Source organism: Brevundimonas sp. MF30-B, assembly GCF_004683885.1.
Classification (GTDB): domain Bacteria; phylum Pseudomonadota; class Alphaproteobacteria; order Caulobacterales; family Caulobacteraceae; genus Brevundimonas.
Window position 1 is genome coordinate 1769478 of sequence record NZ_CP038440.1, and the last position, 24722, is coordinate 1794199.

Genomic DNA, 24722 nt, shown 5'->3' on the forward strand with positions numbered 1-24722 from the left:
TCGCGTGAAAAAAACTTAACTGGCGCCGAGCGAGCCTAGGCCGCAACAGACGCCGGAAGAATGGGCGCGCGCTATTCAAACCGCGCCAGGCTGAGGATTGGTCATGTTCAAACGCTCCCGCGCGCTCGCCACTGCCGCCGTGGTCGCCCTGACGATGGGCGCCGCGCCGTCCACGGCCTGGGCCGATACGCTGCAGGAGGCCATCGCCCTGGCCTATCGCACCAATCCGACTCTGTTGGCGCAGCGCGCCAACCAGCGCGCGCTGGACGAAACGATCGTCCAGGCCCGATCGGGTCTGCGCCCCACGATCACAGGCTCGGCCGGCGTCACCTATACCCGCACGGACAGCCAGGGCGGACAGCCGATCGACCTGGACGGCGACGGCGTCCCGGACACGGTGTCGCCGGGCGGCGTTTCCGAGAGCGAGAGTGTCAACGCCGGCGTCAGCCTGGGCCAGAACATCTGGACCGGCGGCCGGACCAGCCTGGGCATCAGCGCCGCCGAGGCCAATGTCCGCGCCGGGCGCGAGAATTTGCGCGCGGTCGAGCAGCAGGTGATGGCCTCGGTCATCCAGGCCTATGCCGACGTCGTGCGTGACATGGAGATCCTGCGCATCCGCCAGGACAACATCACCGTCTTGAACCGCCAACTCGACGAATCGAACGCGCGATTTGAAGTCGGCGAAATCACCCGCACGGACGTGGCCCAGTCCGAGGCGCGCCTGGCCCAGTCCCAGGCCGATCTGGCCAACGCTCAGGCCCAGCTGTCGACCTCGCGCGCCGCCTACGCAGCCGTTGTCGGTCAGGCGCCGGCAGACATGGAGGCGCTGCCGGTGCTGCCCGGCCTGCCCACCGACTTCGACGACGCGATGGCGGTCGGACTGGCCGAGAACCCGCAGGTTCTGGCCGCCCTCTACAGCCAGCAGGCGGCCGAAGCGCAGGTTGCCCTGGCCCGCGCCGAATATCTGCCGTCGGTTCGGGCGACGGCCTCGTACGGGGGGTCCAGCAGCGACTTCGGCAGCATCGACCTGGCCGAGCGGACGCAGTTTCAGGCTGGTGCGACCCTCTCTGTCCCGCTGTTCACTGGCGGCCTGAACCGGTCACGCGTGGCTCAGGCGCTCGAACAGGCTAACGCCGCTCAAATCGGTGTCGAAGGCCAGAAACGCACCCTGCTGCAGACGATCTCCAGCGCCTTCGCTCAGACGGTGTCAGCGCGCGCGACCTTGCAGGCCGGCAACGAAGCCGTGCGGGCCGCCTCGGTCGCCGCCGAAGGCGTGCGTCAGGAGGCCCAGGTGGGCCTGCGTACGACGCTGGACGTGCTGAACCAAGAGCTCGAACTGCGGGCCGCCCAGGTGACCCTGGCCTCTGCACGCCGCAACGAATATGTCGCTCAGGCCCAACTGTTGGCCGCTATGGGCCGGCTGGGCGGGCCGAACCTGGATCCGACGATCGAAGCCTATGACGCGGAAGCGAACCTGCGCCGCGTGCGCAACCGCGGCGCTCTTCCTTGGGACGGTGTGATCGAGGCGATTGACCGCATCGCGGCCCCGCCGGTGCTGCCGGCCAACGATGCGGAAGACGCGCCGATCGATCGGCAACTGAAGGGCGACGTAGTTCGGACCGCGCCGCAAAACTGATCGTCAGTCGCCTGTCAGGCGAAAAAGTCCCGTTGATTCCGGCGGGCGTTGATGCGACGACAGGACGACCGGGGGCGGGCGGCAGCGACGTTCGACGACCCGTCAGGATTCGCTGAGGATGTCCGTCATGACCGATCAGTCCGCTCAGGAACCGACGATGGAGGAAATCCTCGCGTCGATCCGCCGGATCATCTCCGAAGACGACGCCCCGGCCGAGGCGCCGGCCGGCGAGGAGCCCGCGCCTGCCGCCGAGCTCGAACCTGAACCCGAACCCGCGCCTTCGCCGGCGCTGATGGACGAGACGCCTTCGGTCCAGCCCGAGGAAGAGGTGCTTGAGCTGACCGAGCGCGCCGAGCCCGAGCAGATCGGCGACCTCGATGTGGCCGAGGCCCAGCCGTTCCCGGCCGCCGAAGCCGAGCCGGAGCCCGCGCCCCAGCCCGCGGCGGCCGCCAGCCCCTATGATTCCCTGGTCGGCGACAGCGCCGCCGCCAGCGCCGCCTCGGCCTTCGCCGGCCTAGCCGCCACCTTCCAGAAGCCCGAGGCCCCTGCGGCGCGCGGCCCCGACCTCAACTTCGCCAGCGGCTCGACCGTCGAGGCCATGGTCGCCGAAATGCTGCGTCCGATGCTGAAGGACTGGCTGGACGCCAATCTGCCCGGCATCGTCGAGGCCCAGGTACGCAAGGAAGTCGAACGCATCGCCCGCAACGCCGGCTGACCCTTCCTGATTGACGACGTCATGGGGCGGCTCCGCGAGGCGGGGCCGCCCTTTTCTTTTGCGGCGCTGGACAGCGGCGCCCTCATCCCCGAAACGACACCCATGCTCGACAAGACCTTTGACCCCCAGGCCGCCGAACCCCGTCTTTATGCACAGTGGGAAGCTTCGGGCCTGTTCGCCCCGCGTCAGGACACGGCGGCCCAGGCCTATTCCATTGTCATCCCGCCGCCGAACGTGACGGGTTCGCTGCACATCGGCCATGCGCTGAACAACACCCTGCAGGACATCCTGGCGCGCTATCACCGCATGCGCGGCAAGGCGGTGCTGTGGCTGCCGGGCACCGACCACGCCGGCATCGCCACCCAGATGGTGGTCGAGCGAAAGCTGGCGGCCGAAGGCAGCATCAGCCGCCGCGACCTGGGTCGCGACGCCTTCATCGAGAAGGTCTGGGACTGGAAGGCCGAATCCGGCGGGACCATCGTGCGCCAGCTGCGCCGACTGGGCGCCAGCTGTGACTGGAGCCGCGAGCGCTTCACCCTGGACGAGGGCCTGAACGCCGCCGTCCGCAAGGTCTTCGTCCAGCTGCACAAGGAGGGCCTGATCTACCGCGACAAGCGCCTGGTGAACTGGGACCCGCATTTCCAGACCGCCATCTCGGACCTGGAGGTCGAGCAGAAGGAGGTCGACGGGGCCTATTGGCACTTCGCCTATCCGCTGGCCGACGGCGTGACCTATGAGCATCCGATCGCCTTCGACGACGACGGCAAGGCGACGGAATTGGAGACGCGCGACTACATCGTGGTCGCCACGACCCGCCCCGAGACCATGTTGGGCGACACCGGCGTAGCGGTGCATCCGGAGGACAAGCGGTATGCGGGCTTGGTCGGTAAGGCCGTGGTGCTACCCATCACCGGCCGCCGCATTCCCATCGTCGCCGACGACTACGCCGACCCGACCAAGGGTTCGGGCGCGGTGAAGATCACCCCGGCGCACGACTTCAACGACTTCGGCGTCGGCAAGCGCGCCGGTCTGGCCGCGCTGAACGTGATGGACGCTGAAGCTCGCATTACGGACGAGGACGTGCCGGAAATTCCTGCGGACCTTGTCGGAATGGAACGCGAGAAAGCACGTAAAGCTATCGTCGTTCGGGCCGAGGAAGAGGGCTGGCTGAAGGAGATCGAGAAGACCCGCCACATGGTGCCGCACGGCGACCGCTCGGGCGTGGTGATTGAGCCGTGGCTGACGGACCAGTGGTATGTTGATGCCCATGCGCTGGCTCAGCCCGCGCTGAAGGCGGTCGAGCATGGCGACACGGTCTTCGAGCCCAAGTCTTACGAGAAAATCTACTTTGAGTGGCTGCGCAACATCGAGCCCTGGTGCATTTCGCGCCAACTCTGGTGGGGCCACCGCATTCCAGCATGGTTTGGTCCTCCCGCAGGCGAAAACGGCAAGTGGGAGAGCGGGCCGTTTAAGATCTTCGTTGCCGAGAGTGCGGCCGAGGCGCTCGCCCAGGCTGAAGCCTTCTACGGTTGCCCAGCTTCGGAAAGCGATACTGTCGGTTGGGAGGGTGGCGAGCCGTTTGACAGCTCGGACTATCCGTACACTTCAGTTCGCCTTGCCCAGGACGAGGATGTTCTGGACACTTGGTTCAGCTCAGCCCTGTGGCCCTTCTCGACCATGGGCTGGCCCGAGAAGACCGAGGACCTGGAGCGCTTCTATCCGACCAGCGACCTGGTCACGGCGGCGGACATCATCTTCTTCTGGGTCGCCCGGATGATGATGATGGGGCTGCACTTCATGGACGAGGTTCCGTTCAAGCGCGTCATCATCAATGGCCTGGTCCGCGACGAGAAGGGCCAGAAGATGTCGAAGTCCAAGGGCAATGTCATCGATCCGCTAAGCATCATTGATGAGCTGGGCGCCGATCCGCTGCGCTTCACCATGGCCATCCTGTCGGGCACGCGCGACATCAAGTTGTCGAAGCAACGCATTGAAGGCTATCGCAACTTCGGCACCAAGCTGTGGAACGCCTCCCGCTTCGCCCAGATGAACGAGGCCGCGCGCGTCGCGGGCTTCGATCCGACGACGGTCGAGCAGACCATCAACCGCTGGATCCGGGGCGAGCTGACCAAGGCGGAGCGCCAGGTGTCGGCGGCAGTGGAGGGCGGCCGGTTCGACGACGCCGCCAGCGCGCTCTATCGCTTCATCTGGAATGTCTTCTGCGACTGGTATCTGGAGCTGGCCAAGCCGGTGTTCCAGGGCGCCGACGAGGCCGCCAAGGCCGAGACCCGCGCCATGACCGCCTGGACGCTGGATCAGACGCTGAAGCTGCTGCACCCGGTCATGCCCTACATCACCGAGGAGCTGTGGGCGCAGCTGGGCGGCGAGGGCCTGCTGATGGGCCAGGCCTGGCCCGAGCTGCCCGACGCCTTCATCGACACCGGCGCCGAGGCCGAGATCGGCTGGCTGGTCGATCTGGTCACCGAGGTTCGCGGGCTGCGCGGGGAGATGAATGTGCCGCCGTCGGCCAAGCCGCCGCTGACCTTCGTCGCGCCGACTGCCGAAACTGAGGCTTTGATCGCGCGCCACCGCGATCTGATCCTGACGCTGGCGCGTGTGTCGGCGATCGAAACGGCACAGGCCGCGCCCGAGGGCGCTGTGACCTTCGTGTCCGGCACGACCACGGCTGCGCTGTCGCTGGCGGGGATCATCGACCTGACGGCCGAAAAGGCGCGGCTGGAGAAGGAGATCGCGGCCTTCGACAGCGACATCGCCCACTTCAACAAGAAGCTGGGCAACCCCAACTTCGTGTCGCGCGCCGCCGCCGAAGTGGTCGAGGAACAGCGGGCCAAGCTCGCCGAGGCCGAGACCGGCAAGGCCAGGCTGCAGGCGGCCCTCGGCCGATTGAGCCAGATCGCTTGAGGACGCGCATCGACCAGCTACTGGTCGCCCGGGGCTTGTTCGACACGCGCGCCCGGGCTCGTGCGGCCATCGAGGCGGGGCGGGTCGCCGTTGACGGCCGCACGGTCGCGAAGCCGTCGGAACAGGTCGCTGAGGACGCTGCCATCCAGGCCGAAGCCGCCCATCGCTGGGTCGGTCGCGGCGCGCTCAAGCTGGATCACGCCCTGACCCTGTGGCCGGTTTCGGTCGAAGGCCGGGTGGTGCTGGACGTCGGCACCTCCACCGGCGGGTTCACCGAGGTCTGCCTGGATCGCGGCGCAGCGCGGGTGTTCGCGGTCGATGTCGGGTTTGGCCAGATGCATCCGTCGGTCGCCGCTGACCCGCGCGTGACGAACCTTGAGCGCACCGACGCCCGCGACCTGACGCCAAAACTCATCACCGAGCCACCGCAACTGATCGTCTGCGACGCCAGTTTCATCAGCCTGGCCAAGGTTCTGCCGGCGGCCCTGGCTCTGACTGCGCCGGGAGCGGACCTGATCACGCTCGTTAAACCCCAATTCGAACAGGATGGGCCCAAGGGCGTCGGCAAGAAGGGCGTCGTCAAGGACATCGAGGCCCAACGGGGAGCGCTGGAAAGCGCCAGGGTCTGGCTTGGGTCAATCGGATGGAGGGTGAACGCCGAGGCCGAAAGCCCCGTCCGCGGCGGCGACGGCAACGTCGAATATCTGGTCTGGGCCTCGAAGCCCTAGAAGCGCTGGAGCCGCGCAAGTGTCCGCCCCACCGGGGATCAGCCGGGATCGCGCGAACGGCTGACGGTCTTGAGGGCGTCCAGAGCCCGGTCGCGTGCGTTTGCGTGATCGAGGATCGGGCGCGGATAGTCGCGCCCAAGCCGCACGCCGGCCTGATCCAATACGTCGCCAGGGGCGGCCCAGGGCTGATGCAGCCACTTGTCAGGCAAGCGCTTGAGCTCGGGGATCCATCGTCGAACGTATTGACCGTCGGCGTCGAACTTTTGACCCTGGCTGACCGGATTGTAGATCCGGAAGTACGGAGCGGCGTCCGCGCCGGATCCAGCAACCCACTGCCAGTTCTGAACATTGTTGCCCAAATCGGCGTCGACGAGGGTGTCCCAGAACCAGGCTTCGCCTTTTCGCCAGTCGATCAACAGGTCCTTCACCAGGAAGGAGGCGACGATCATCCGCACGCGGTTATGCATCCAGCCCGTGGTCCAGAGCTGGCGCAGGCCCGCGTCGACGATGGGATAGCCGGTCTGGCCGGTTTTCCAGGCCTTCAGCCCCCGGGCGTCTTCGCGCCAGGGCATCTGATCGTACTCGGGCCGGAAGGCCGTGTCGGTGATATGGGGGAAGGCGTGCAGCAGTTGGGCCGAAAAGTCGCGCCAGGCCAACTCGGACACGAACTTGTCGATCTGGGCCTGAGGCGCGTCCGACGCGCGAACCCGCTCGACCACCCGCCAGGGCGCGATCTCGCCCCAGTGCAGGTGCGGCGACAGGCGGCTGGCGCCCGGCTGGGCGGGGTGATCGCGGCCCTTGCTGTAGGTTTTCAGGCCGCGCTTGATGAAGGCCGACAGGGCGTCGCCGGCCCCGGCCTCGCCGGGCGTCCAGTCGAACCCCTTGGACCAGTCGGGTTTCGTGGGATGCAGGCCCCAATCGCTCAGCGATTCGCTCTCCACGCTCGGCGACGACACCGCGCGTGGCCCGGTCGTGTGCGGCCGAGGCTCCATATGCGCGACCAGGGCCTTCAGGAAGGGCGTGAACACCTTGTAGGGCCCGCGCTGGCCGGTGCGGATATCGCCCGGTTTGGACAGCAGCGAGCCGTTGAAGCCGCGGCAGGTGACGCCCTCGTCCTTGAGGGCATGGGCGATGTCGGCGTCGCGCGCGAAGGCGTCCGGCTCGAACAGGCGGTTCATGAAAAGATGGTCGGCGCCGGTCTCGCCGACGATCTGGCGCAGCACGGCCTCGGGATCGCCGGCGCGCAGGATCAGGCGCGATCCGCGCTCGCGTAGCGCGCCGTCCAGCGCCGACAGCGACTTGTCCAGCCACCAGCGCGAGGCAGCGCCCATAGGACGCTCGGACCCGGCCGTGTCGAGGATGTAGAGCGGGATGATTCGCCGGCCGGTTTCCGCCGCCGCATTCAGGGCGGGGTTGTCCTGCAGCCGCAGATCGCGGCGAAACCAGAGGATGACCGGGGGCTCTGTGGTCACGCGGCGCGGCTCCGTCTATCTTGTATGCAGGACAGCCCGACGCCACCTGTTCGTCCCAATGATGCGCCAAATGCGCGTCGCCGCCAGACGATCCAGACGAAAGATTTTGCAGCCGTGACCCAACCCAACGCCGTCATCACCCTGTCCGAAGGCCTGGCGCGGCCTGTCGTCATCGGCGGCGGCGCGCGCATCGTCTTCATCGCCGGCCCGTGCCAGATGGAGAGCCGACAGCACGCGTTGGAAACGGCCCGGGCGCTGAAGGAGATCGGCGAGCGGCTGGACGTGGGCATCATCTACAAGACCAGCTTCGACAAGGCGAACCGCACCTCGGCCTCGGCCGCGCGTGGAATCGGCCTGAAGGACGCCCTGCCGATCTTCGCCGAGATTCGCGAAACGACCGGCTTGCCGACCCTGACCGACGTTCATTCCGAGGCCCAGTGCGGCCCGGTGGGCGAGGTCGTCGACGTGCTGCAGATCCCGGCCTTCCTCAGCCGCCAGACCGACCTGCTGCTGGCCGCGGCCGCGACGGGCAAGGCGATCAACATCAAGAAGGGTCAGTTCCTGGCGCCCTGGGACATGAAGAACGTCATCGCCAAGGTCGTCGGCGCCGGCAATCCCAACGTCATGGCCTGCGAGCGGGGCGCCAGCTTCGGCTACAACACCCTGGTCAGCGACATGCGCTCGCTCCCGATCCTGCGCGAGATCGGCTGCCCCGTGGTGTTCGATGCGACCCACAGCGTGCAGCAGCCGGGCGGGCAAGGGACGTCCTCGGGCGGCCAGCGCGAGTTCGTGCCGGTGCTGGCGCGCGCCGCCGTGGCCGTGGGCGTGGACGCCGTCTTCATGGAGACCCACCCGGATCCCGACAACGCCCCATCGGACGGCCCCAACATGGTGCCGATGGATCAGTTCGAGGCCCTGGCGGCCCAGCTGATCGCCTTCGACGATCTGGCCCGGTCGTCGGGCGCCAAGGCGCCGATGGCGAAGGCCGCCTGAATCCGATAGGTCCGTCCCATGACTGAACGGACCCTCGATCTCGGCGCGCTCCAGGCGCTTCTGGACAAGGCGCGCGGCCTGACGGTCGCCTGCGTCGGCGACCTGATGCTGGATCGCTACGTCTATGGCGAGGTCAGCCGCATCTCGCCCGAGGCGCCGATCCCCGTGCTGCGCGCGCGCCGTCAGACGGCCATGCCCGGCGCGGTCGGAAACGTAGCGCGCAATGTGGCGGCCCTGGGCGGCCGGGCTCGGCTTGGTGGTGCGGCTGGACGCGACGCCGCCGGCGACGAACTGGCTCAGTTGATCGACGCCGATCCGGCCATCGACAGCTATGTGGCGCGCTCCGCGCCGTTGACCACGGTCAAGACGCGCTTCGTCGCCGCCGGGCAGCAGCTGTTGCGGCTCGACGACGAGGAGGGTGGCCCGGGCCAGACCCTCGACGCGGCGGTGTTCGAGGGGGCGTCGGCCATCCTGTTGTCCGACTACGCCAAGGGGGTTGTGGACGACGCCCTGATCGCGGCGGCGCTCAAGGCCGGCGCGGCAGCCGGCGCGCCCGTGGTGGTGGATCCCAAGGGGCGCGACTTCGCCCGCTATGGGGCGGTCGATCTGATCAAGCCCAACGCCAGCGAGCTGGCCGCCGCGACAGGCCTGCCGGTCGAGAGCGACGCCGAGGTCGAAACGGCGCTGACGGCCCTGCTGGCCGCGACGACCGCCAAGGCCTTGGTCGTCACCCGCGCCGGCAAGGGCATGAGCCTGATGCGGCGCGGCGAGGCGGTGAAGCATTTCCCCGGCCGGGCGCGCGAAGTGTTCGACGTCTCGGGCGCCGGAGACACGGGGCTGGCGGCGCTGGGCCTGGCCTTGGGCGCGGGCGCATCGCTGGAGACGGCGGTCGAGTTCGCCATCCTCGCCTCGGGCGTGGTGGTCGGAAAGAGCGGCACCGCCGTTGTCACGCCCGCCGAACTGATAGAGGCCGAGATGAGCGGCCACGCCGCCCTGTCCTCGGCGAAGGTGACGCCGGTGGACGACCTGGTCGATCAGGTCGAAGCCTGGCGCCGGCAGGGCTTGCGGGTCGGCTTCACCAACGGTTGCTTCGACATCCTGCATCGCGGGCACGTGGCCTATCTGGCGCAAGCGCGCAGCTGGTGCGACCGACTGGTCGTGGCGCTGAACACCGACGCCTCCGTGCGCCGCCTGAAGGGGGAGGGGCGCCCGGTCAATGATCTGGACAGCCGCGCCGCCGTCATTGGCGGCCTGGCCAGCGTGGATCGAGTGACGAGCTTCGACGCTCCGACACCGCTGGAGTTGATCGAACGTCTGCGCCCCGATGTCCTGATCAAGGGGTCGGACTACACCCGCGAGGGCGTGGTGGGCGGCGATCTGGTCGAAAGCTGGGGCGGCGAAGTGCGCCTCGCCGACTTCAAGGACGGCTTCTCCACCACGCGGACCATCGAGAAGATGACGGAGCGCCAGGCGTGAGCGAGCGGATGATCGTCGTCACCGGCGGCGCCGGCTTCATCGGCTCCAACATCGTCGCGCGCCTGTGCGAGCCGGGCGGCTACGACGTGGTGGTGTGCGACCGCCTGGAGACCGCTGACCTGGCGAAATGGAAGAACATCGCCAAACACGCGATCGCTGATCTGTGGGCGCCCGAGGAGCTGTTCGAGCGGCTGGATCGGCACGCCGACCGCATCGAGGCCGTGGTGCACATGGGCGCCATATCGTCCACCACCGAGCCTGACGCCGACCGGGTGATGCGCAACAACTTCGCCCTGTCCCGTGACCTGTGGGACTGGTGCGCGGCTAACGGCACGCGGCTGATCTACGCCTCGTCCGCCGCCACCTATGGCGAAGGCGAGCGAGGCTTCGAGGATCGAGACGACCTTGAAAGTCTAGGTCGGCTTCAGCCGCTAAACGCCTATGGATACTCTAAAAGATTGTTCGACGAATATGCTGTCCGCCAGGCCAGCCGGGGCCATGCGCCGCGCCAATGGGCGGGGCTGAAGTTCTTCAACGTCTATGGGCCCAACGAGTACCACAAGGTCGGCATGATGTCGGTCGTGGCCCAGATCTGGCCCAAGGCCTCGGCGGGAGAGACCGTCAGCCTGTTTCGCTCGCACCGGCCCGATTACGCCGACGGCGGCCAGCTGCGCGACTTCGTTTACGTGGATGACATCGTCGACATCATCGCTTGGCTGCTGGAGTCGCCGGTCGTGACGGGCGTGTTCAACGCCGGATCGGGCCAGGCCCGGTCCTTCGCCGACCTGGCCAAGGCGACCTTCGCGGCCGCCGGACGCCAGCCCAGCATCGCCTATGTCGACATGCCGGAGGTCCTGCGCGAGCGGTACCAGTACTTCACCCAGGCCGAGATGGGTCGGCTTCGGGCGGCGGGGTATCCGGGCCAGTCGACCCCGCTGGAGGAAGGCGTGCGCCGCTACGTCCAGGACTATCTGTCCAAGCCGGACCCCTATCGATGAGAGGGCCGAAGCTGACCTTTCGCCAGTGGGTCGGCTATGCGGGCTTTGCGCTCGTCTTTCTGCTCGTGGCGGCGGTGGCCGTCTGGCGAGGAGATATCGTAAGGGCTGGGCTGGACCCCCAGGTTCCGTTTCAAACCTATGATCCGCCGCCTGCGCCTGATTACGCTCGCGACGACGCGTGGGCTTTGAACGAGGCTATGACGCCGGACAGCGGGCCGGCCTCCGTGTTTTTCGTCCATTCCACAACCTATGACGGGGGAGCAGAATGGAATGGTCCGATCGGCGATCCCAAGGCGGACGACTATCTGATCCGCGTGGTCTTGCCGAACTACGCAGCGCCATTCACACGGGCAGGCGCAATCAGCGCGCCGCGCTATCGTCAGGGCAGCGTCTACACCCGCCTCACAATTCGCGATGACGCCCGCGAGGCTCGCGCCTTCGCCTACCAGGACATTGTCGCCGCCTTCCAGGCCTGGACAGCCCGCCACCCCGAAGGCCCCATCGTTCTTGCGGGCTTGGAGCAAGGTGCAGAACTTGTCGATAAGCTGCTGTTTGACAAGGCGCTCGCGGATCCGAACATCAGACGAAGGCTGGCCGCCGTGTATCTGATGGACACCCTGACGCCAACGAGCCGCTTTGACAGCTTTCCCCTCTGCGACCGACGCGCCCAGTTCGGATGCGTTGTCGCCTGGGGGGCCGTGGCCGCAGACGACGAAGCTGAGGCGAACCGCCGAGAGCGCCGCGCCCTGACCTGGGATGCAGGCGGCCGTCTGGTCAGCGTCGGCAGACATCCGACCGCTTGCGTCAATCCGATCACCGGCTCGAGCCGGGAGCCTCTTGCACCTGCGCGCGCGAGCCGCGGGGCCACCAACGCCACGAACTTGGAGTGGGGCGCGCGTCCGCCCTTGCAGGCTCGGGTTGTCGAGGCGGCCTGCGAAGATGGGATGCTTCGTTACCGGCACCCAGCCTCGGAGTCGTTTCGACGGATCGGCGCCTGGGCCGATAGACGCAAGGCGCCGCCGTTCAACCTCTTTTATGCCGACGTGGAAGGGGATGTCGTGGAGCGCGTGGCGGCTTGGCAGGCGGCGAATGCCCAACAGTCACAGTGAACCCTGACCGGCGTCTCTAGTCGGCGCCGGGTCGACTGCTCTTCCAATCGAACAGAGCTTCCAGCGTTCTCAGGGCCATGCCCCGATCTGACGCCAGGTCCGGATCTCTGGACATTGTCAGACGGGCGTCGTCGGCCGCCGCCAACAGCAGGCCGCGATGACGGATAGGATCGGCGAACCGGTAGGCGGGGAATCCGCTCTGCTTCAGGCCCAAGGGGTCGCCGCCGCCGCGCAGGCGGAAATCCTCTTCGGCGATTTCAAAACCGTCCTCGGTGCGGCGCAGCGTCTCAAGCCGCTCGCGCGCCGTTTCGCCCAGCTGCCCATCCTCGCCGCCGTACAGCAGGATGCAGGCGCTGGATCGCGCGCCGCGCCCGACGCGCCCACGCAACTGGTGCAGCTGCGCCAGGCCAAAACGGTCGGCGTGTTCGATGACCATGATGGAGGCGTTGGGCACGTCCACGCCGACCTCGACCACCGTCGTGGCGACCAGGACAGGCAGGCGGCCGTCGGCGAACTCGGCCATGACCGCTTCGCGCTCGGCACCCGGCATCTGGCCGTGGGCCAGGCCGACCTCGATGCCCAGAAACTTGCGCAGGTCGGCGGCGCGCGCCTCGGCGGCCGCCAGATCGATCGCTTCGGATTCGGCCACCAGCGGACAGATCCAGTAGGCCTGAGCGCCGCCTTCGACGGCGGCCTTCATGCGGCGCGCAACCTCGCCGATGCGGGCGGCGGGCAGGACGGCGGTGGCGACAGGCGTGCGGCCGGGCGGCTTTTCATCAAGGCGCGAGACATCCAGTTCACCGTACTGGCTGAGCTCGAGCGTGCGCGGGATCGGGGTGGCCGACATGGTCAGCAGGTGCACGCCGCCCAGACGCGGATCGCCCTTGGCCTGCAACCGCTGACGTTCGGACACCCCGAACCGATGCTGTTCGTCGATGACCGCCAGGGCCAGCCGGTCGAACCGCACGGCGTCCTGGAACAGGGCGTGGGTGCCGATGGCGACCTGGGCCTCGCCGGACGCCAGGGCCGCCAGCTTGCCGCGCCGCTCGGCCGGCGTGTCGCGCCCGGTCAGCAGCAGGCTGGAGACGCCGGCGGCCTTTAGCAGGGGCGACAGGCGCTGGTGATGCTGGCGCGCCAGGATTTCGGTCGGCGCCATCAGGGCGGCCTGGAAGCCGGAACCCGCCACGTCGGCGAGGGCGAGCGCGGCCACGGCGGTCTTGCCCGACCCCACGTCGCCTTGAAGCAGCCGGCCCATCTGCTTGCCCGAGGCGAGGTCACGCCGGATTTCCTCGACCGCGCGCGACTGAGCGTCTGTCAGGACGAAACCGAGACCGTCGAGCAGGCGCGCGGACGCCTCGCTTGGTCGGGCGACGGGGGCCGGATTGATCTGCCGTGCGCGCCGGCGGCGGGCCAAGGCCAGCTGGTGGGCCAGCAGTTCGTCATAGGCCAGCCTCTGACGCGCCGGGGCCTCGGGCGACAGGTCCGTCTCCGTGCGGGGCGCGTGAAGCTGGCCCAGCGCCTCGTGCCAGCCCGGCCAGGCACGCTTGGCCAACCAGGCCGCGTCTTGCCATTCCTCGAGCTCCGGCGCGGTCTCCAGCGCCTGCAAGGCCAGCTTGCGCACCACGCGCGAGGTCAGGCCCTGGGCGGCGGGATAGACGGTCTCGGCCTCGGGAATGTCGGCGGCCTTTTCAGGCGGTACGATGTGGTCGGGGTGCGGGATCTGCACCTCGTTGTTGAAGCGCTCGACCCGCCCACTGACCAGGCGGCGCGCGCCCTTGGGCGCCAGGCTCTCGATGTGACGCGGCGATCCGCCGAACCAGACCAGATGGATGAAGCCGGTGTCGTCGGACGCGCGCATGCGGAAGGGCGCGCCGGGCTTGTGCGGGGGAAACAGCCGGTCGATCGTCACGTCGAAGACCCCGACCTCGCCCTCCACAGCGCCCTGAGCGGTCATGGGGCGGCGATGGACCAGCCCTGAGGGCGAAAGGAACAGCAGGTCGCGCACCAGAGGCCCGGCCACCTTGGCGACCAGCGGCGCGACGCGCGGCCCCACGCCCTTCAGGCTGGTGACCTCCGCGAACAGGGGAAAGAGAATCTGCGGCCGCATGATCCGCCCAGCATAGCTGGCGAAACGGCGACTGGAACGCTATCTGACCGCTCTTGTTGAATGAACGAACCGGGCAAGGATCCTTGTGGCCGACATCGACGCGCGTCTGAAACAGCGGCTGGGCCGCATCGCCTTCCGCGCCTGGCGTCGCGGCTTCCGCGAGGCGGACATGGTCCTGGGCCCCTTCGCCGATCAGGTGGCCCCCACCCTGACCGAGCCCGAGCTGGACGTGTTTGAGGCGTTGCTGGATGTCGAGGACCAGTATCTCTACGCCTGGATCATCGAGCGCGAGCCGACGCCGCCCGAACATCAGGGGCCGGTTATGGACCGCATCCGCGCCTTCATGCGCGCCCATGTGGCGAGCGCTGTCGCCGAGGGGATCGGCTGATGGACGCTCAGCTCACGAACCCGCGCGTCGATATCGAACTGGGCGGCTCGCCCGAGGGCCTGGACGCCCTGGTGGTGGCCGAGCGCGTAAAGGCGAATGGCGGTGTGGCTCTGTTCGTGGCGCGCGACTACCAACGCTCAGGAGCCTTTGTTCAGGCGTTTCAGTTCTTCGCCAAGGATATTGAAGTCCTTGAATATCCGTCCTGGGACTGTCTGCCCTACGACAGGCTTAGCCCCACCGCGTCGGTTTCTGCCCAGCGCATGGCGACGCTGACGCGTCTGGCCCAAGGACCGAAGGATGACCGACCGCTGCTGGTGGTCGCCACCATCGCGGCAGCCGCCCAGCGCACGCCGCCGCGTTCGGTCACGACCGCCGCAGGTTTCGAGGCGCGCATCGGCCGCGATCTGGAAATGGCGGCGCTCGAGAAATACTTCAGCACCAACGGCTATGTCCGTGCCTCGACCGTGTCGGAACGCGGCGAGTACGCGGTGCGCGGCGGGGTGGTCGATGTCTTCCCGCCGGGCTTTGACGAGCCGGTTCGCCTGGACATGTTCGGCTCGGAGCTGGAATCGATCCGCGCCTTCGATCCCGAGACCCAGCGGTCGACGCGTCAGCTGAAATCGGTCTCGCTGTCGCCGGTGTCCGAGGTGTTGCTGGATCGCGAAAGCATTTCGCGTTTCCGCAGCGGCTATCTGAACCTGTTCGGCGCGTCGGGCGACGATCCGCTGTATGTGTCGATCAGCGAAGGCGCGCGGCGTCAGGGGATGGAGCAGTGGCTGCCGCTGTTCTACGACCGGCTGGACACCCTGTTCGACTACCTGCCCGACGATGCGCCGGTGTTCCTGGACAACCAGGTCGAGGCGGCGCGCGCCGAGCGCTGGACGCTGATCGACGACGCCTATGACGCGCGCCAAGAGGCCGCCAAGGCCAAGCGGGCGGCTGGCGCGCCGGTCGGCGCGAACCGGGCGCTGCCGCCGGAACGGCTGTATCTGACGGCCGAGGACTGGAACAGCGAGCTCGCGGGCCGCGCCGTGCGTCGCCTCACGCCCTTCGATACGCAGGGCGAGGACGCCGGCGGCCGCCTGGGGCGCAGCTTCGCGGCCGAACGGGCGCAGGACAGCGTCAATCTGTTCGAGGCCGTGGCGCGTCATGCGGAGGCGCTGAAGGAGCAGGGCAAGCGCGTGCTGTTCGCTTCCTGGAGCGAAGGTTCGTCGGAGCGCCTTGCGGCCATGCTGGCCGATCACGGGCTGACCCATGTGGTGGCCGTCCGCGACTGGGCCGATGTTCAGGCCGCGCCGAAGGACCTGTATCTGCGCGGCGTCCTGCCGGTCGAGCATGGCTTCGTCACCGACGACTTGGCGGTGATCTCGGAAACCGACATCCTGGGCGATCGCCTGGCCCGGCCGCGCAAGAAGCGTCGGGCCTCCAACTTCCTGGCCGAGGCGTCTGCGCTGACAACCGGCGACCTGGTGGTGCACCTGGATCACGGCATCGGACGGTATGAAGGGCTGCGCACCCTGGACATTCAGGACGCGCCGCACGATTGCCTGGAGCTGCTCTACGCGGGTGATAGCAAACTCTATCTACCCGTTGAAAACATTGACCTGCTGACCCGTTATGGGTCCGACAGCGAAGGCGTTCAGCTGGATCGGCTGGGCGGCGCGGGCTGGCAGGCGCGCAAGGCCAAGGCCAAGGAGCGCCTGCGCGCCATGGCCGAGGGCCTGATCGCTCTGGCGGCCAAGCGCGCGCTGCGCGTGACCGAGTCCGTCACGCCGCCGTCGGGCCTGTTCGACGAGTTCTGCGCCCGCTTCCCCTACGAGGAGACCGACGACCAGCTGAACGCCATCGGCGATGTGCTGGAAGATCTGGGCAGGGGCACGCCCATGGACCGCCTGATCTGCGGCGATGTGGGGTTCGGCAAGACCGAGGTCGCGCTGCGCGCCGCCTTCGTCGTGGCCATGACCGGCAAACAGGTGGCCATCGTCGCGCCGACGACGCTTCTGGCGCGTCAGCACTTCAAGACCTTCACCGAACGCTTCGCCGGCTGGCCGGTGAAGGTGCGCCAGCTGTCGCGTCTGGTCACCAGCAAGGAGGCCAACGAGACGCGCGCGGGCCTCAAGGACGGCTCGGTCGAGATCGTCGTCGGCACCCACGCCGTCCTGGCTGAGCAGGTCGGGTTCAAGGACCTGGGCCTGGTGATCGTCGACGAGGAGCAGCACTTCGGCGTCAAGCACAAGGAGAAGCTGAAGACGCTGCGCGCGGACGTTCATCTACTGACTTTGACGGCCACGCCGATCCCGCGCACTCTGCAGATGGCGCTGTCGGGCATTCGCGAGATGTCGATCATCGCCACGCCGCCGGTCGACCGCCTGGCGGTGCGCACCTACGTCACGCCGTTCGACCCGGTGATGGTGCGCGAGGCCTTGCTGCGCGAGAAGTATCGCGGCGGCCAGGCCTATTACGTCGCGCCGCGTCTGAAGGACCTGCCGGACATCGAGAAGTTCCTGCGCGAGCAGGTTCCCGAGGTGAAGTTCGTCGTCGGTCACGGCCAGATGTCGGCCACCCAGCTGGAGGAGGTGATGAGCGCCTTCTACGACGGGCAGTACGACGTCCTGGTCTCCACCACCATCGTCGAAAGCGGGCTGGACATTCCAACGGCCAACACCCTGGTCGTGCATCGCGCCGACATGTTCGGCCTGGCCCAGCTGTATCAGATCCGAGGCCGTGTCGGCCGCTCCAAGGCCCGCGCCTTCGCCTATCTGACCAGCGATCCGATCAAGCCCATGACCTTGTCGGCGGAGCGGAGGCTGCAGGTGCTGCAGTCGCTGGACAACCTCGGCGCCGGCTTCCAGCTGGCCAGTCACGACCTGGATCAGCGCGGCGGCGGCAATCTGCTGGGCGACGAACAGTCGGGCCACATCCGCGAGGTCGGCGTCGAGCTGTACCAGCAGATGCTGGAAGACGCGGTCGCGGACCTGAAGGCCGATGGCGAGGGCGAGGCGGTCGACCGCGGCTGGTCGCCGGCGATCAACGTCGGCGCCGCCGTATTGATTCCAGAGGATTACGTGCTGGACCTCAACGTCCGCCTGAGCCTTTATCGCCGCCTGTCGGACGCCGAGAACACCGAAGATCGGGAAGCGCTGGCCGCGGAACTGATCGACCGGTTCGGTCCCCTTCCTGACGAGGCGAAGCAACTGCTGCGGATCGTGGGCATAAAGGCGGCGTGCAAGACGGCGTGCATCGAGAAGATCGACGTGGGGCCCAAGGGGGCCGTGCTGACGCTGCGCGAAAACCGCTTCCCGAATCCGGCGGGCCTGATCGGCCTGATCCAGAAGAACCAAGCCTTCTGGAAGATTCGGCCGGATCAGAAGATCGTGGTCAAGGGCGACTGGCCCACGCCGGAAGATCGGCTGAAGGTCGCCGAACGGATAATGTCAGATTTGGCGCGGGTGGCGGCCGCCGGCTGACTGGGCTGTCGAATCAGACCCGAGTTGACGCCCGGAGATCATGAGACGCGCGTTCCAGGGCCCCGGCCGGCGTCTCCCCAGGCGATAGCTCGGCCACGCCGACCTGAAACTCGACCACGAAAGGCGGCTTGTCTTGTCCGGCGTCGAACGCCGTGCAGGCGATCACCGCAGCTATGCGCTCGGCCGCGAGGCGCGCTGCGGGGCCGCGTGTGGCAGGCAGGGCGAGGGCGAACACCTCGCTGGCCAGGCGGGCGGCGGTATCCTCGACGCGAACCAGGCGCGAGACCATGGCTCCGATCTGAGGCAAGGCCCGGTCCAGCCAGCCTCCTTGGCGCGCCGCAGTCACAGCGCTGCTCTCGGCGACCCGAAGGACACAGACTGAGAGGGGGCGACGGCGGTCGCGCGCGCCCTCGGCGATCCGTTTCAGATGAGCGGCGAAGAGGTCGCGGCCGAACAAGCCGGTCGCAGCTTCCATGCCTCCTGAATCGCGCCCTGCGTCGAGCGCGCGCCGGATCGCCAGATGGCGTCGGTACGTCTGGCCCAGAGCGATGATGCGTCGGGCTGTCTCCGTCTCGTCCGTGTCGGCCGAGGCGACGTCGGAAAAGCCCCGGTGGAATACGTCAGCCAAGCTTATGTCGCCAGGACTGCGCAGGTAGAGCATCAGCGGGATGTGATACAGGCGCGTATTGCGCTTCATGCCGGAGGCGATGGACAGGGCTGGGGCGTGATCCTCTCCGCCCCACAGGACGGCGGCGTCGAACGCGCTTTCATGAAGATAGTCGAAGGCGGTGTAGGGTGTCGGAGCCGCCACCGTCTCTGCGCCCGCCTCGGCCAAGGCGTTGGACAGGCCCAGAAAGCGACGGTCGGGTTGGCCTGCGACGAGAATTCGTAGAGGGGCGGCGTCGACCATGGGTTCCGGCAGATCCACGCCGGCGGCGATGAAGCTCTGGCGGCGGAGGCGGAATTCCTCGTCGGCGATCGCTCCGCGCGCCAGTTGTTCGATGCGCAGCGCGGCCTGTGCGGGGTGAGGAGGGCGGGCCATAGACAGGTCGGCCCCGTCCCCGCCAGGTCCGAACCATAGCACCGGCAGGCTGCGCGGCCGCGCGCCGGCTTTCAGGGCGGCGATGTTCACAACGGGAGAAGCTCCATCCACAATCGCGGCCTCCAGCGGCAGGTCCGTCAGCGCGGCGAGAGCCGTTTCCGCATCACGGGCTGTGACCGTGCGCCAGCCGAGCGCATCCAGGCCTTCGCACAGCGGCCCGATCCGATCATCGTCGGACGCCACTACGAGGACGCGGGGATCAGTAGGCAATCGGCGAGTCTCCTGAACAGTCGGAACGCCGGGGCGTCCAACCTCCAGCATATCCACTAAGCCGGGGCGAAGGTGCAACCGGTCGTGGGGACAAATCTGGGCGAGCCCAGACTTCAGCTTACTCCCAAGACGAAATGGATTAGACTACAGCGCTTGAGTCCGGCTTCGACCGGTCGTCTCCGCGAGGCGGACTTGAGCGCGCCAAACACAGAAATGACCTCGGCCCGCTTCTGGCTGCGTCTGTCGGGCCGCGCTTTCGCGCGCAGCTGGGGTCGTGACGTCATGCTGTTCACGGGCGGCGTTTCGTTTTTCGCGCTCCTGGCCGTCTTTCCCGCGATCGCTATTCTGATCGGCATCTACAAGGTCGGCCTGTCGATCGGCCCGGTCAGCGAGCAGGCGTCCGCCCTCGCCGATGTGCTGCCTCAGGCGGCGCAGGGTATTTTCCTGGCCGAAATCCAACGTCTGGCGTCGGCCTCGACGCGAACCATCTCGGCACAGAGCGCCATCGCTCTAGTCATCGGCGCCTACGCCGCGCACAGGGGTTTCAAGGCCTTGCTTGCAGGTCTCAACCTTATTCATGATGAAGTCGAGCCTCACGGCTTCTTCCGCTTCAACCTTTTGGCCTTCTTCGTGGCCCTCTTCGCGTTCGCCCTGTTCACAGTGGTTTCCGGAGCTGTGGTGACGTTGCGGCTTTTCGCTCATACGCAGGGCGAGCTTGTCGAGCTGGGTCTGCCGCTGAACGGCATCTTGCCATCCGCCGGACTCGCTCTGGGGCTGACGCTTCTCTATCGCTACGCCATGAGCCACAGCGATCGCGTGGCGTGGGGGGCCGCCCTCGCAGGGGGGGCAGTGGCGACGGTCTTCTGCGTGGTTTTTTCTTGGATGTGCGCCATCTACGTCGAGCAGATCGCACAGCTGGGCGCGACCTACGGTTCGGTCGGGGCTGTCGTGGTTCTGCTTATCTGGCTGTCCTGGAACGTGAACGCTGTCTTCTACGGCGGCGCCTTCGCCACCGAGTTGGAGATGGCGGTCGAAGCGCGGCGTCGCGCGGAGACCGAGCCTGCGGCCGACCCCGACGGCCGTATCATCAGTCTTTCGGAGCGGCGGGCGTCTCGACCGTGATGGCCAGTTCGCCGTCGACCTCCTCGATCGACAGAACTCGACCGCCCAATTGAGCCACAAGGAACGGCACGTCGATTCTCGCCATCGGGTCGGTGGCCAGGAGCTTCAGCTGGCGTCGTGGTGGACAGAAAGACATTGCACGCCGCAGGCGCAGGCTTGGCGTCGGACAACGGTGACCGCGCGCATCGACGATCTCAGCCGTCATCGCGGCCGGCCAGTTGCGCCTTCAGCAAGTCCAGGGCCACTCGCACGCTGGCCAGCCGAACCTCTGTCCGTCCGATGTCTCCGAACTCGTGCTTGAGGCTGATCAGTCCCAGCGGACCTTGACTGGCGAACCAGACCCGGCCGGCGGGCTTGTGCTCGGATCCGCCCGGTCCGGCGATGCCGGTCACCGAAACTGATACGTCCGCAAGCGACTGATTCACGGCACCATCCGCCATGGCCCTCGCCACCGGCTCGGAAACCGCGCCGTTCTGTTCAATCAGAACGCTCGGAACGTGGAGGAGGTCGGACTTCGCGGCGTTGGAATAGGTGACGAACCCCCGGTCCAGCATGGTGGATGAGCCGGGCAGGGCGGTCAGGGCGGCGGCGACCAACCCCCCTGTGCAGCTCTCGGCTACGGCGACCATCAGGCCGGCGCGTCCGGCCGCATCGCATACGGCTTGAGCCTGCGTCAGGATGTCGTCTGGGAACATGGGTCTATCCGTAAGCCCTGCGAGTCGGTTTAGGTAGGTCCGTCACGCCGATCTGTCGACGTGCGCCAGAGATGGGATGCTCGATGACGGACGCCAGCCTGACCACCGTCCCCGCCGCGCCGCGCCCTGACGCCGCCACCCCGCTCTTGTTCGCGGTGGCCATTTTCACCTCCGCTTCTCTCGTGTTCCTGGTTCAGCCGATGGCGGCCAAGTTAATCCTGCCGATGCTGGGCGGGTCGCCTTCCGTCTGGAACACCTCGATGGTCTTTTTCCAGGCGGCCCTCTTGGCTGGCTACGGCTATGCGCACCTGCTGCAGCGGGTGAAATCGATCCGGATCCAGGCGAGCATCCACCTGGCGCTTTTGCTGGCTGCGGCCCTGTTCTTGCCATTGCAGATTTCAGGCGCCATGGGCGAGCCGGACCCGGCTGCGCCGATCGCTTGGCTTCTCGCCACCTTGGCCATTTCGGTCGGCGCGCCTTTCGCGGTGCTTTCAGCCACAGCGCCGTTGCTGCAGGCCTGGTACGCGCGCGTGCGCGCCGGTTATCCGGACGGCCATAATCCCTATGTGCTGTATGCGGCGTCGAACCTCGGCAGTTTCCTGGCGCTGCTGGCCTATCCGGCGGTCGTGGAGCCGCTGATGACGCTGTCTGGACAGCGCGGTCTGTGGAGCGGCGGCTATGGCGTCTTCGTCGCGCTCATCGCCGCCCTGGCCGTCATCGTGTGGCGCCGGCGCGAGGACAAGTCCGTCGCCGAGCCTGCGCCGCTGCCCAGAAGCGCGCCGCTGACGTGGAAGGCGCGCGCAATTCTGATCCTGTTGGCGGCGGCGCCGTCCAGCTTGATGCTGGGCGTGACGACCCACCTGTCGACGGATGTGGCCTCGGCGCCCTTCCTGTGGGTGGCGCCCCTGGCCCTGTATCTGCTGACCTTCGTCATCGCCTTCACCAACAAGCCGATCATTCCCGTTTGGGTCACCCTCCTCGTCCAAGCGGCGCTTGTGGCTTCGTGCGTCAGCATGCTGGCTTTCCGAACCGGCTTCTGGCCGGTGATGTTCGCCCTCCACATCGCCACCTTCTTCTTCACCGCCTTGATGTGCCATCAGCTGCTTGCGCTCAGGCGCCCGCCGCCCGATCGGCTGACGGAATTCTACTTGCTGCTGTCGCTCGGCGGAGTGCTGGGCGGGGCGTTCAACGCCTTGGTCGCGCCGGCCATATTCAACATGGTTTGGGAGTATCCGCTGGTCCTGATCGCCGTCGGCCTGGCCCGACCCTGGCGCAATAGCCAGATCACCACGATGGATGCGATGATTCTCGTAGTGGCGACCTTCATCACCGCCGCGCCGCCCGTGGCGTTGGAGATCATGCGGTACAATCCGGATTTCCGGGCCATGTTCGACGCCACGACCCTGATCCAGACGACCCAGATCATCCTCGGCGCCGCCGCCGTCTGCGCCTTTCTGGTGCGGGAGCGGGCGCTGCTGTTCGTGGCGGTTCTGTTCATGATCAATCTGTCAGCCCAGCACGTCGGCCGGGGATACGACTGGGACCTTTCGGAACGCAGCTTCTTCGGCGTCATGCGCGTGGCCAGCACGCCTGATCCGGGTCTGGGCGGCGAGATGCATGTGATGATGCATGGCACCACGCTTCACGGGGCTCAGGCGACATCGCCGGACTTTCGCTGCATGCCGACCCTTTACTACGCCCCGTCCACGCCGATCGGTCAGGCGACCCAGGTCGTTCAGACGCGTCGGCCCGAAGCCGTCATCGGCGTGGTAGGGCAGGGGACCGGCGCCATGGCCGGCTTCAAGCGAGCAGGCGATGCGCTGACCTTCTTCGAAATCGATCCGATGGTCGATCGGCTTTCGCGGGACCCTCGTTGGTTCACCTTCATCTCGGACTGCGCCGTTGGACCGGTCCGGACCGTTCTGGGCGACGCCCGCCTGACGCTCGCGAAGGAGCCCGAGGGCGCCTACGATCTGCTGTTGATCGACGCCTTTTCGTCAGACGCCATCCCGACCCACCTGCTCACGGTCGAGGCGCTGCGCGAATACCTGAGCCTGCTCAAGCCGGACGGCGTCCTAGTGCTCCACCTGTCCAATCGCAATCTCGAGATCACGCTGCCGGCCCAGGCGGCCGCTCAGGCCCTGGGCGTTCAGGCTCGCCACCAAGTGTATATAGAACGCCCCGACACCCCGGACATGGCGGAAGCGTCGACAGAGGCGTTGATCCTGTCGCCCACTCCGCAGGGTCTGGCGGAGTTTGACGCCGACGGCCGCTGGAACCAACTGGCCCCCACCGAGGTGCGACCCTGGACGGACGATTACGTCAATCTGTTTGGAGCGCTGCTGCGCCATCACGGGCTGAGCCGGCACAGCTATTGATTGAGATCAGGCCGGGAGTTCGACGCTGCACGCCGCTTGGGCGGCCAGGCCTTCGTCCCTTCCGGTGAAGCCGAGCGCCTCGGTTGTCGTCGCCTTGACGCTGACTGCGTCCAGCGGAATGGCCAGCAGTTCTGCCAAGCGCGCGCGCATGGCCTGCCGATGGGGCTTCACCTTGGGACGCTCGCAGATCAGGGTGACGTCGACATTGACGATCCGACCGCCGCGGCGCGCCACCAGCTCTGCGGCGTGAACCAGGAAACGGTCGGACGGCGCGCCCTTCCATTGCGGGTCAGTCGGCGGGAAGTGATCGCCGATGTCGCCTTCGCCGATGGCGCCGAGAATGGCGTCGGTCAAGGCATGCAGGCCCGCGTCGGCGTCCGAATGGCCGACGAGGGTCTGGTCGTGCGGGATCTCCACGCCGCACAACCACACTGCGTCGCCCGGCCCCCAGCGATGCACGTCAAAGCCGGTGCCCACTCGAATCTGACGCGGCGTCAGGGCCTCGGCCATGGCGAAATCCTCGGGATAGGTGAGCTTCATCAGGCGGGGGTCGCCGGGTACGATCCGAACGCGTCCGCCGGCGGCCAGAACCGCTTCGGCCTCATCGGTCGGAGGGCGGTCGCCAACCCAACGATCCAGCGCCTCTATCAAGACGCGGCGACGAAACGCCTGGGGGGTCTGGGCGCGAAACAGGTTGTTGCGATCTTGTGCGCCGTTGATCCATCCGTCCGCCGCCTGGCGCAGACTATCGGCGCAGGGCAGGGCGGGCAGGGCGCCATCGGCCTCTTCAAGCGCCGCCAGCAGGCTTTCGACCACTGTGGCCGACAAGAGCGGGCGCGCCGCGTCGTGCACCAGAACCGGCGTATCGCTGTCGCCGACCAGCCCTGCAAGACCCAGGGCGACCGACCCCGCACGATCCGGCGCGCCTGTAGCGATGCGCCAGTTCTCCCAATCGGCCAAAGCCGCCGCGCCCAAGGCTTCATCGCCGGGGGGAACGACAAGGACGCCGTGACGCGCGCTCGACAGCGCGGCGACGGCGCGGCGCGCCACGGTCTGCCCGGCCAGCATCCGCCATTGCTTGGCGCCGCCGGCGCGCGAGCCTGCGCCGGCCGCAACCACCACGGCGTCGAAAACGGGATGGGAAGTCATTCCCGCCTTCTAAGCGCCGCGTTCGGGCTTGACGAGAGGGTCTTCGACAGGCGCA

Annotated in this window: 18 protein-coding genes; 12 read left to right on the forward strand and 6 right to left on the reverse strand. The window is 67.5% G+C overall.

The features are described from left to right. The first annotated feature begins 103 nt into the window (after positions 1-103). The 4 genes from E4M01_RS09010 (at position 104) to E4M01_RS09025 (ending at position 6001) form a co-directional block, all read left to right on the forward strand. Positions 104-1636 carry a TolC family outer membrane protein gene (locus E4M01_RS09010; protein WP_135063266.1) on the forward strand — a complete coding sequence of 511 codons (1533 nt, stop codon included), beginning with the start codon at positions 104-106 and terminating at the stop codon, positions 1634-1636. A gap of 127 nt (positions 1637-1763) precedes the next feature. Next, on the forward strand, positions 1764-2351 hold the full coding sequence (locus E4M01_RS09015) for a DUF2497 domain-containing protein (protein WP_135063264.1): 588 nt from the start codon (positions 1764-1766) through the stop codon (positions 2349-2351). Positions 2352-2453: 102 nt separating this feature from the next. Next, entirely contained in the window at positions 2454-5273 is a 2820-nt protein-coding gene (locus tag E4M01_RS09020; protein ID WP_135063614.1) for a valine--tRNA ligase, read from the forward strand. Then, the gene (locus E4M01_RS09025) at positions 5270-6001 is read left to right on the forward strand and encodes a TlyA family RNA methyltransferase (RefSeq protein ID WP_135063262.1); all 732 of its coding nucleotides are present in this window, start codon (positions 5270-5272) and stop codon (positions 5999-6001) included. Before E4M01_RS09020 ends, E4M01_RS09025 begins: the two co-directional genes overlap by 4 nt. Positions 6002-6039: 38 nt before the next feature. Here the strand turns inward: E4M01_RS09025 and E4M01_RS09030 are convergent, their stop codons facing one another. After that, positions 6040-7473 (reverse strand): deoxyribodipyrimidine photo-lyase, encoded by a 1434-nt coding sequence (locus tag E4M01_RS09030; protein WP_135063260.1) that lies wholly within the window; start codon positions 7471-7473, stop codon positions 6040-6042. Between the two features lie 114 nt (positions 7474-7587). Between E4M01_RS09030 and kdsA the strand changes: the two genes are divergently transcribed. The 4 genes from kdsA to E4M01_RS09050 are packed head-to-tail and all read left to right on the forward strand — an operon-like array spanning position 7588 to position 12049. Beyond that, positions 7588-8466 (forward strand): 3-deoxy-8-phosphooctulonate synthase, encoded by an 879-nt coding sequence (kdsA, locus tag E4M01_RS09035; protein ID WP_245158229.1) that lies wholly within the window; start codon positions 7588-7590, stop codon positions 8464-8466. A gap of 18 nt (positions 8467-8484) precedes the next feature. Beyond that, positions 8485-9942 (forward strand): D-glycero-beta-D-manno-heptose 1-phosphate adenylyltransferase, encoded by a 1458-nt coding sequence (rfaE2, locus tag E4M01_RS09040; RefSeq protein WP_135063258.1) that lies wholly within the window; start codon positions 8485-8487, stop codon positions 9940-9942. A gap of 8 nt (positions 9943-9950) precedes the next feature. Beyond that, positions 9951-10940, forward strand: a complete 990-nt coding sequence (gene rfaD / locus E4M01_RS09045) for an ADP-glyceromanno-heptose 6-epimerase (RefSeq protein WP_135063610.1) — start codon at positions 9951-9953, stop codon at positions 10938-10940. Next, on the forward strand, positions 10937-12049 hold the full coding sequence (locus tag E4M01_RS09050) for a DUF3089 domain-containing protein (protein WP_135063256.1): 1113 nt from the start codon (positions 10937-10939) through the stop codon (positions 12047-12049). The genes rfaD and E4M01_RS09050 overlap by 4 nt, the downstream gene beginning before the upstream one ends. Positions 12050-12065: 16 nt before the next feature. Here the strand turns inward: E4M01_RS09050 and recG are convergent, their stop codons facing one another. Continuing rightward, positions 12066-14156 carry an ATP-dependent DNA helicase RecG gene (gene recG, locus E4M01_RS09055; RefSeq protein WP_135063254.1) on the reverse strand — a complete coding sequence of 697 codons (2091 nt, stop codon included), beginning with the start codon at positions 14154-14156 and terminating at the stop codon, positions 12066-12068. 85 nt (positions 14157-14241) lie between these two features. Here recG and E4M01_RS09060 point away from each other — a divergent pair, with 85 nt between their 5' ends. After that, positions 14242-14544, forward strand: coding sequence for a succinate dehydrogenase assembly factor 2 (locus E4M01_RS09060; protein ID WP_245158227.1), 303 nt, complete (start codon positions 14242-14244; stop codon positions 14542-14544). After that, a complete protein-coding gene (gene mfd / locus E4M01_RS09065; protein WP_135063250.1) occupies positions 14544-18011 on the forward strand; it encodes a transcription-repair coupling factor in 3468 nt (1155 codons plus the stop codon). Before E4M01_RS09060 ends, mfd begins: the two co-directional genes overlap by 1 nt. A 13-nt stretch (positions 18012-18024) precedes the next feature. On the opposite strand, the gene E4M01_RS09070 is transcribed toward mfd, so the two are convergent. Continuing rightward, positions 18025-19323 (reverse strand): diguanylate cyclase domain-containing protein, encoded by a 1299-nt coding sequence (locus E4M01_RS09070; RefSeq protein WP_135063248.1) that lies wholly within the window; start codon positions 19321-19323, stop codon positions 18025-18027. A 213-nt stretch (positions 19324-19536) separates the two neighbouring features. On the opposite strand from E4M01_RS09070, the gene E4M01_RS09075 reads away from it, so the two are divergent. Continuing rightward, positions 19537-20445: a YihY/virulence factor BrkB family protein gene (locus E4M01_RS09075; protein ID WP_245158226.1), complete on the forward strand. Its 909-nt coding sequence runs from the start codon at positions 19537-19539 to the stop codon at positions 20443-20445. Here the strand turns inward: E4M01_RS09075 and E4M01_RS09080 are convergent. After that, positions 20411-20650, reverse strand: a complete 240-nt coding sequence (locus tag E4M01_RS09080) for a sulfurtransferase TusA family protein (protein WP_135063246.1) — start codon at positions 20648-20650, stop codon at positions 20411-20413. The two genes, E4M01_RS09075 and E4M01_RS09080, sit on opposite strands and share 35 nt — an antisense overlap. Then, on the reverse strand, positions 20640-21140 hold the full coding sequence (locus E4M01_RS09085; RefSeq protein ID WP_135063244.1) for a CinA family protein: 501 nt from the start codon (positions 21138-21140) through the stop codon (positions 20640-20642). Before E4M01_RS09085 ends, E4M01_RS09080 begins: the two co-directional genes overlap by 11 nt. A gap of 83 nt (positions 21141-21223) precedes the next feature. On the opposite strand from E4M01_RS09085, the gene E4M01_RS09090 reads away from it, so the two are divergent. After that, complete coding sequence (locus E4M01_RS09090; protein ID WP_135063242.1) at positions 21224-23518, forward strand: spermidine synthase; 2295 nt, start codon at positions 21224-21226, stop codon at positions 23516-23518. Between the two features lie 6 nt (positions 23519-23524). Here E4M01_RS09090 and E4M01_RS09095 read toward each other — a convergent pair whose 3' ends face one another. Further along, positions 23525-24667: a bifunctional 2-C-methyl-D-erythritol 4-phosphate cytidylyltransferase/2-C-methyl-D-erythritol 2,4-cyclodiphosphate synthase gene (locus tag E4M01_RS09095; protein ID WP_135063240.1), complete on the reverse strand. Its 1143-nt coding sequence runs from the start codon at positions 24665-24667 to the stop codon at positions 23525-23527. Positions 24668-24722 lie beyond the last annotated feature (55 nt).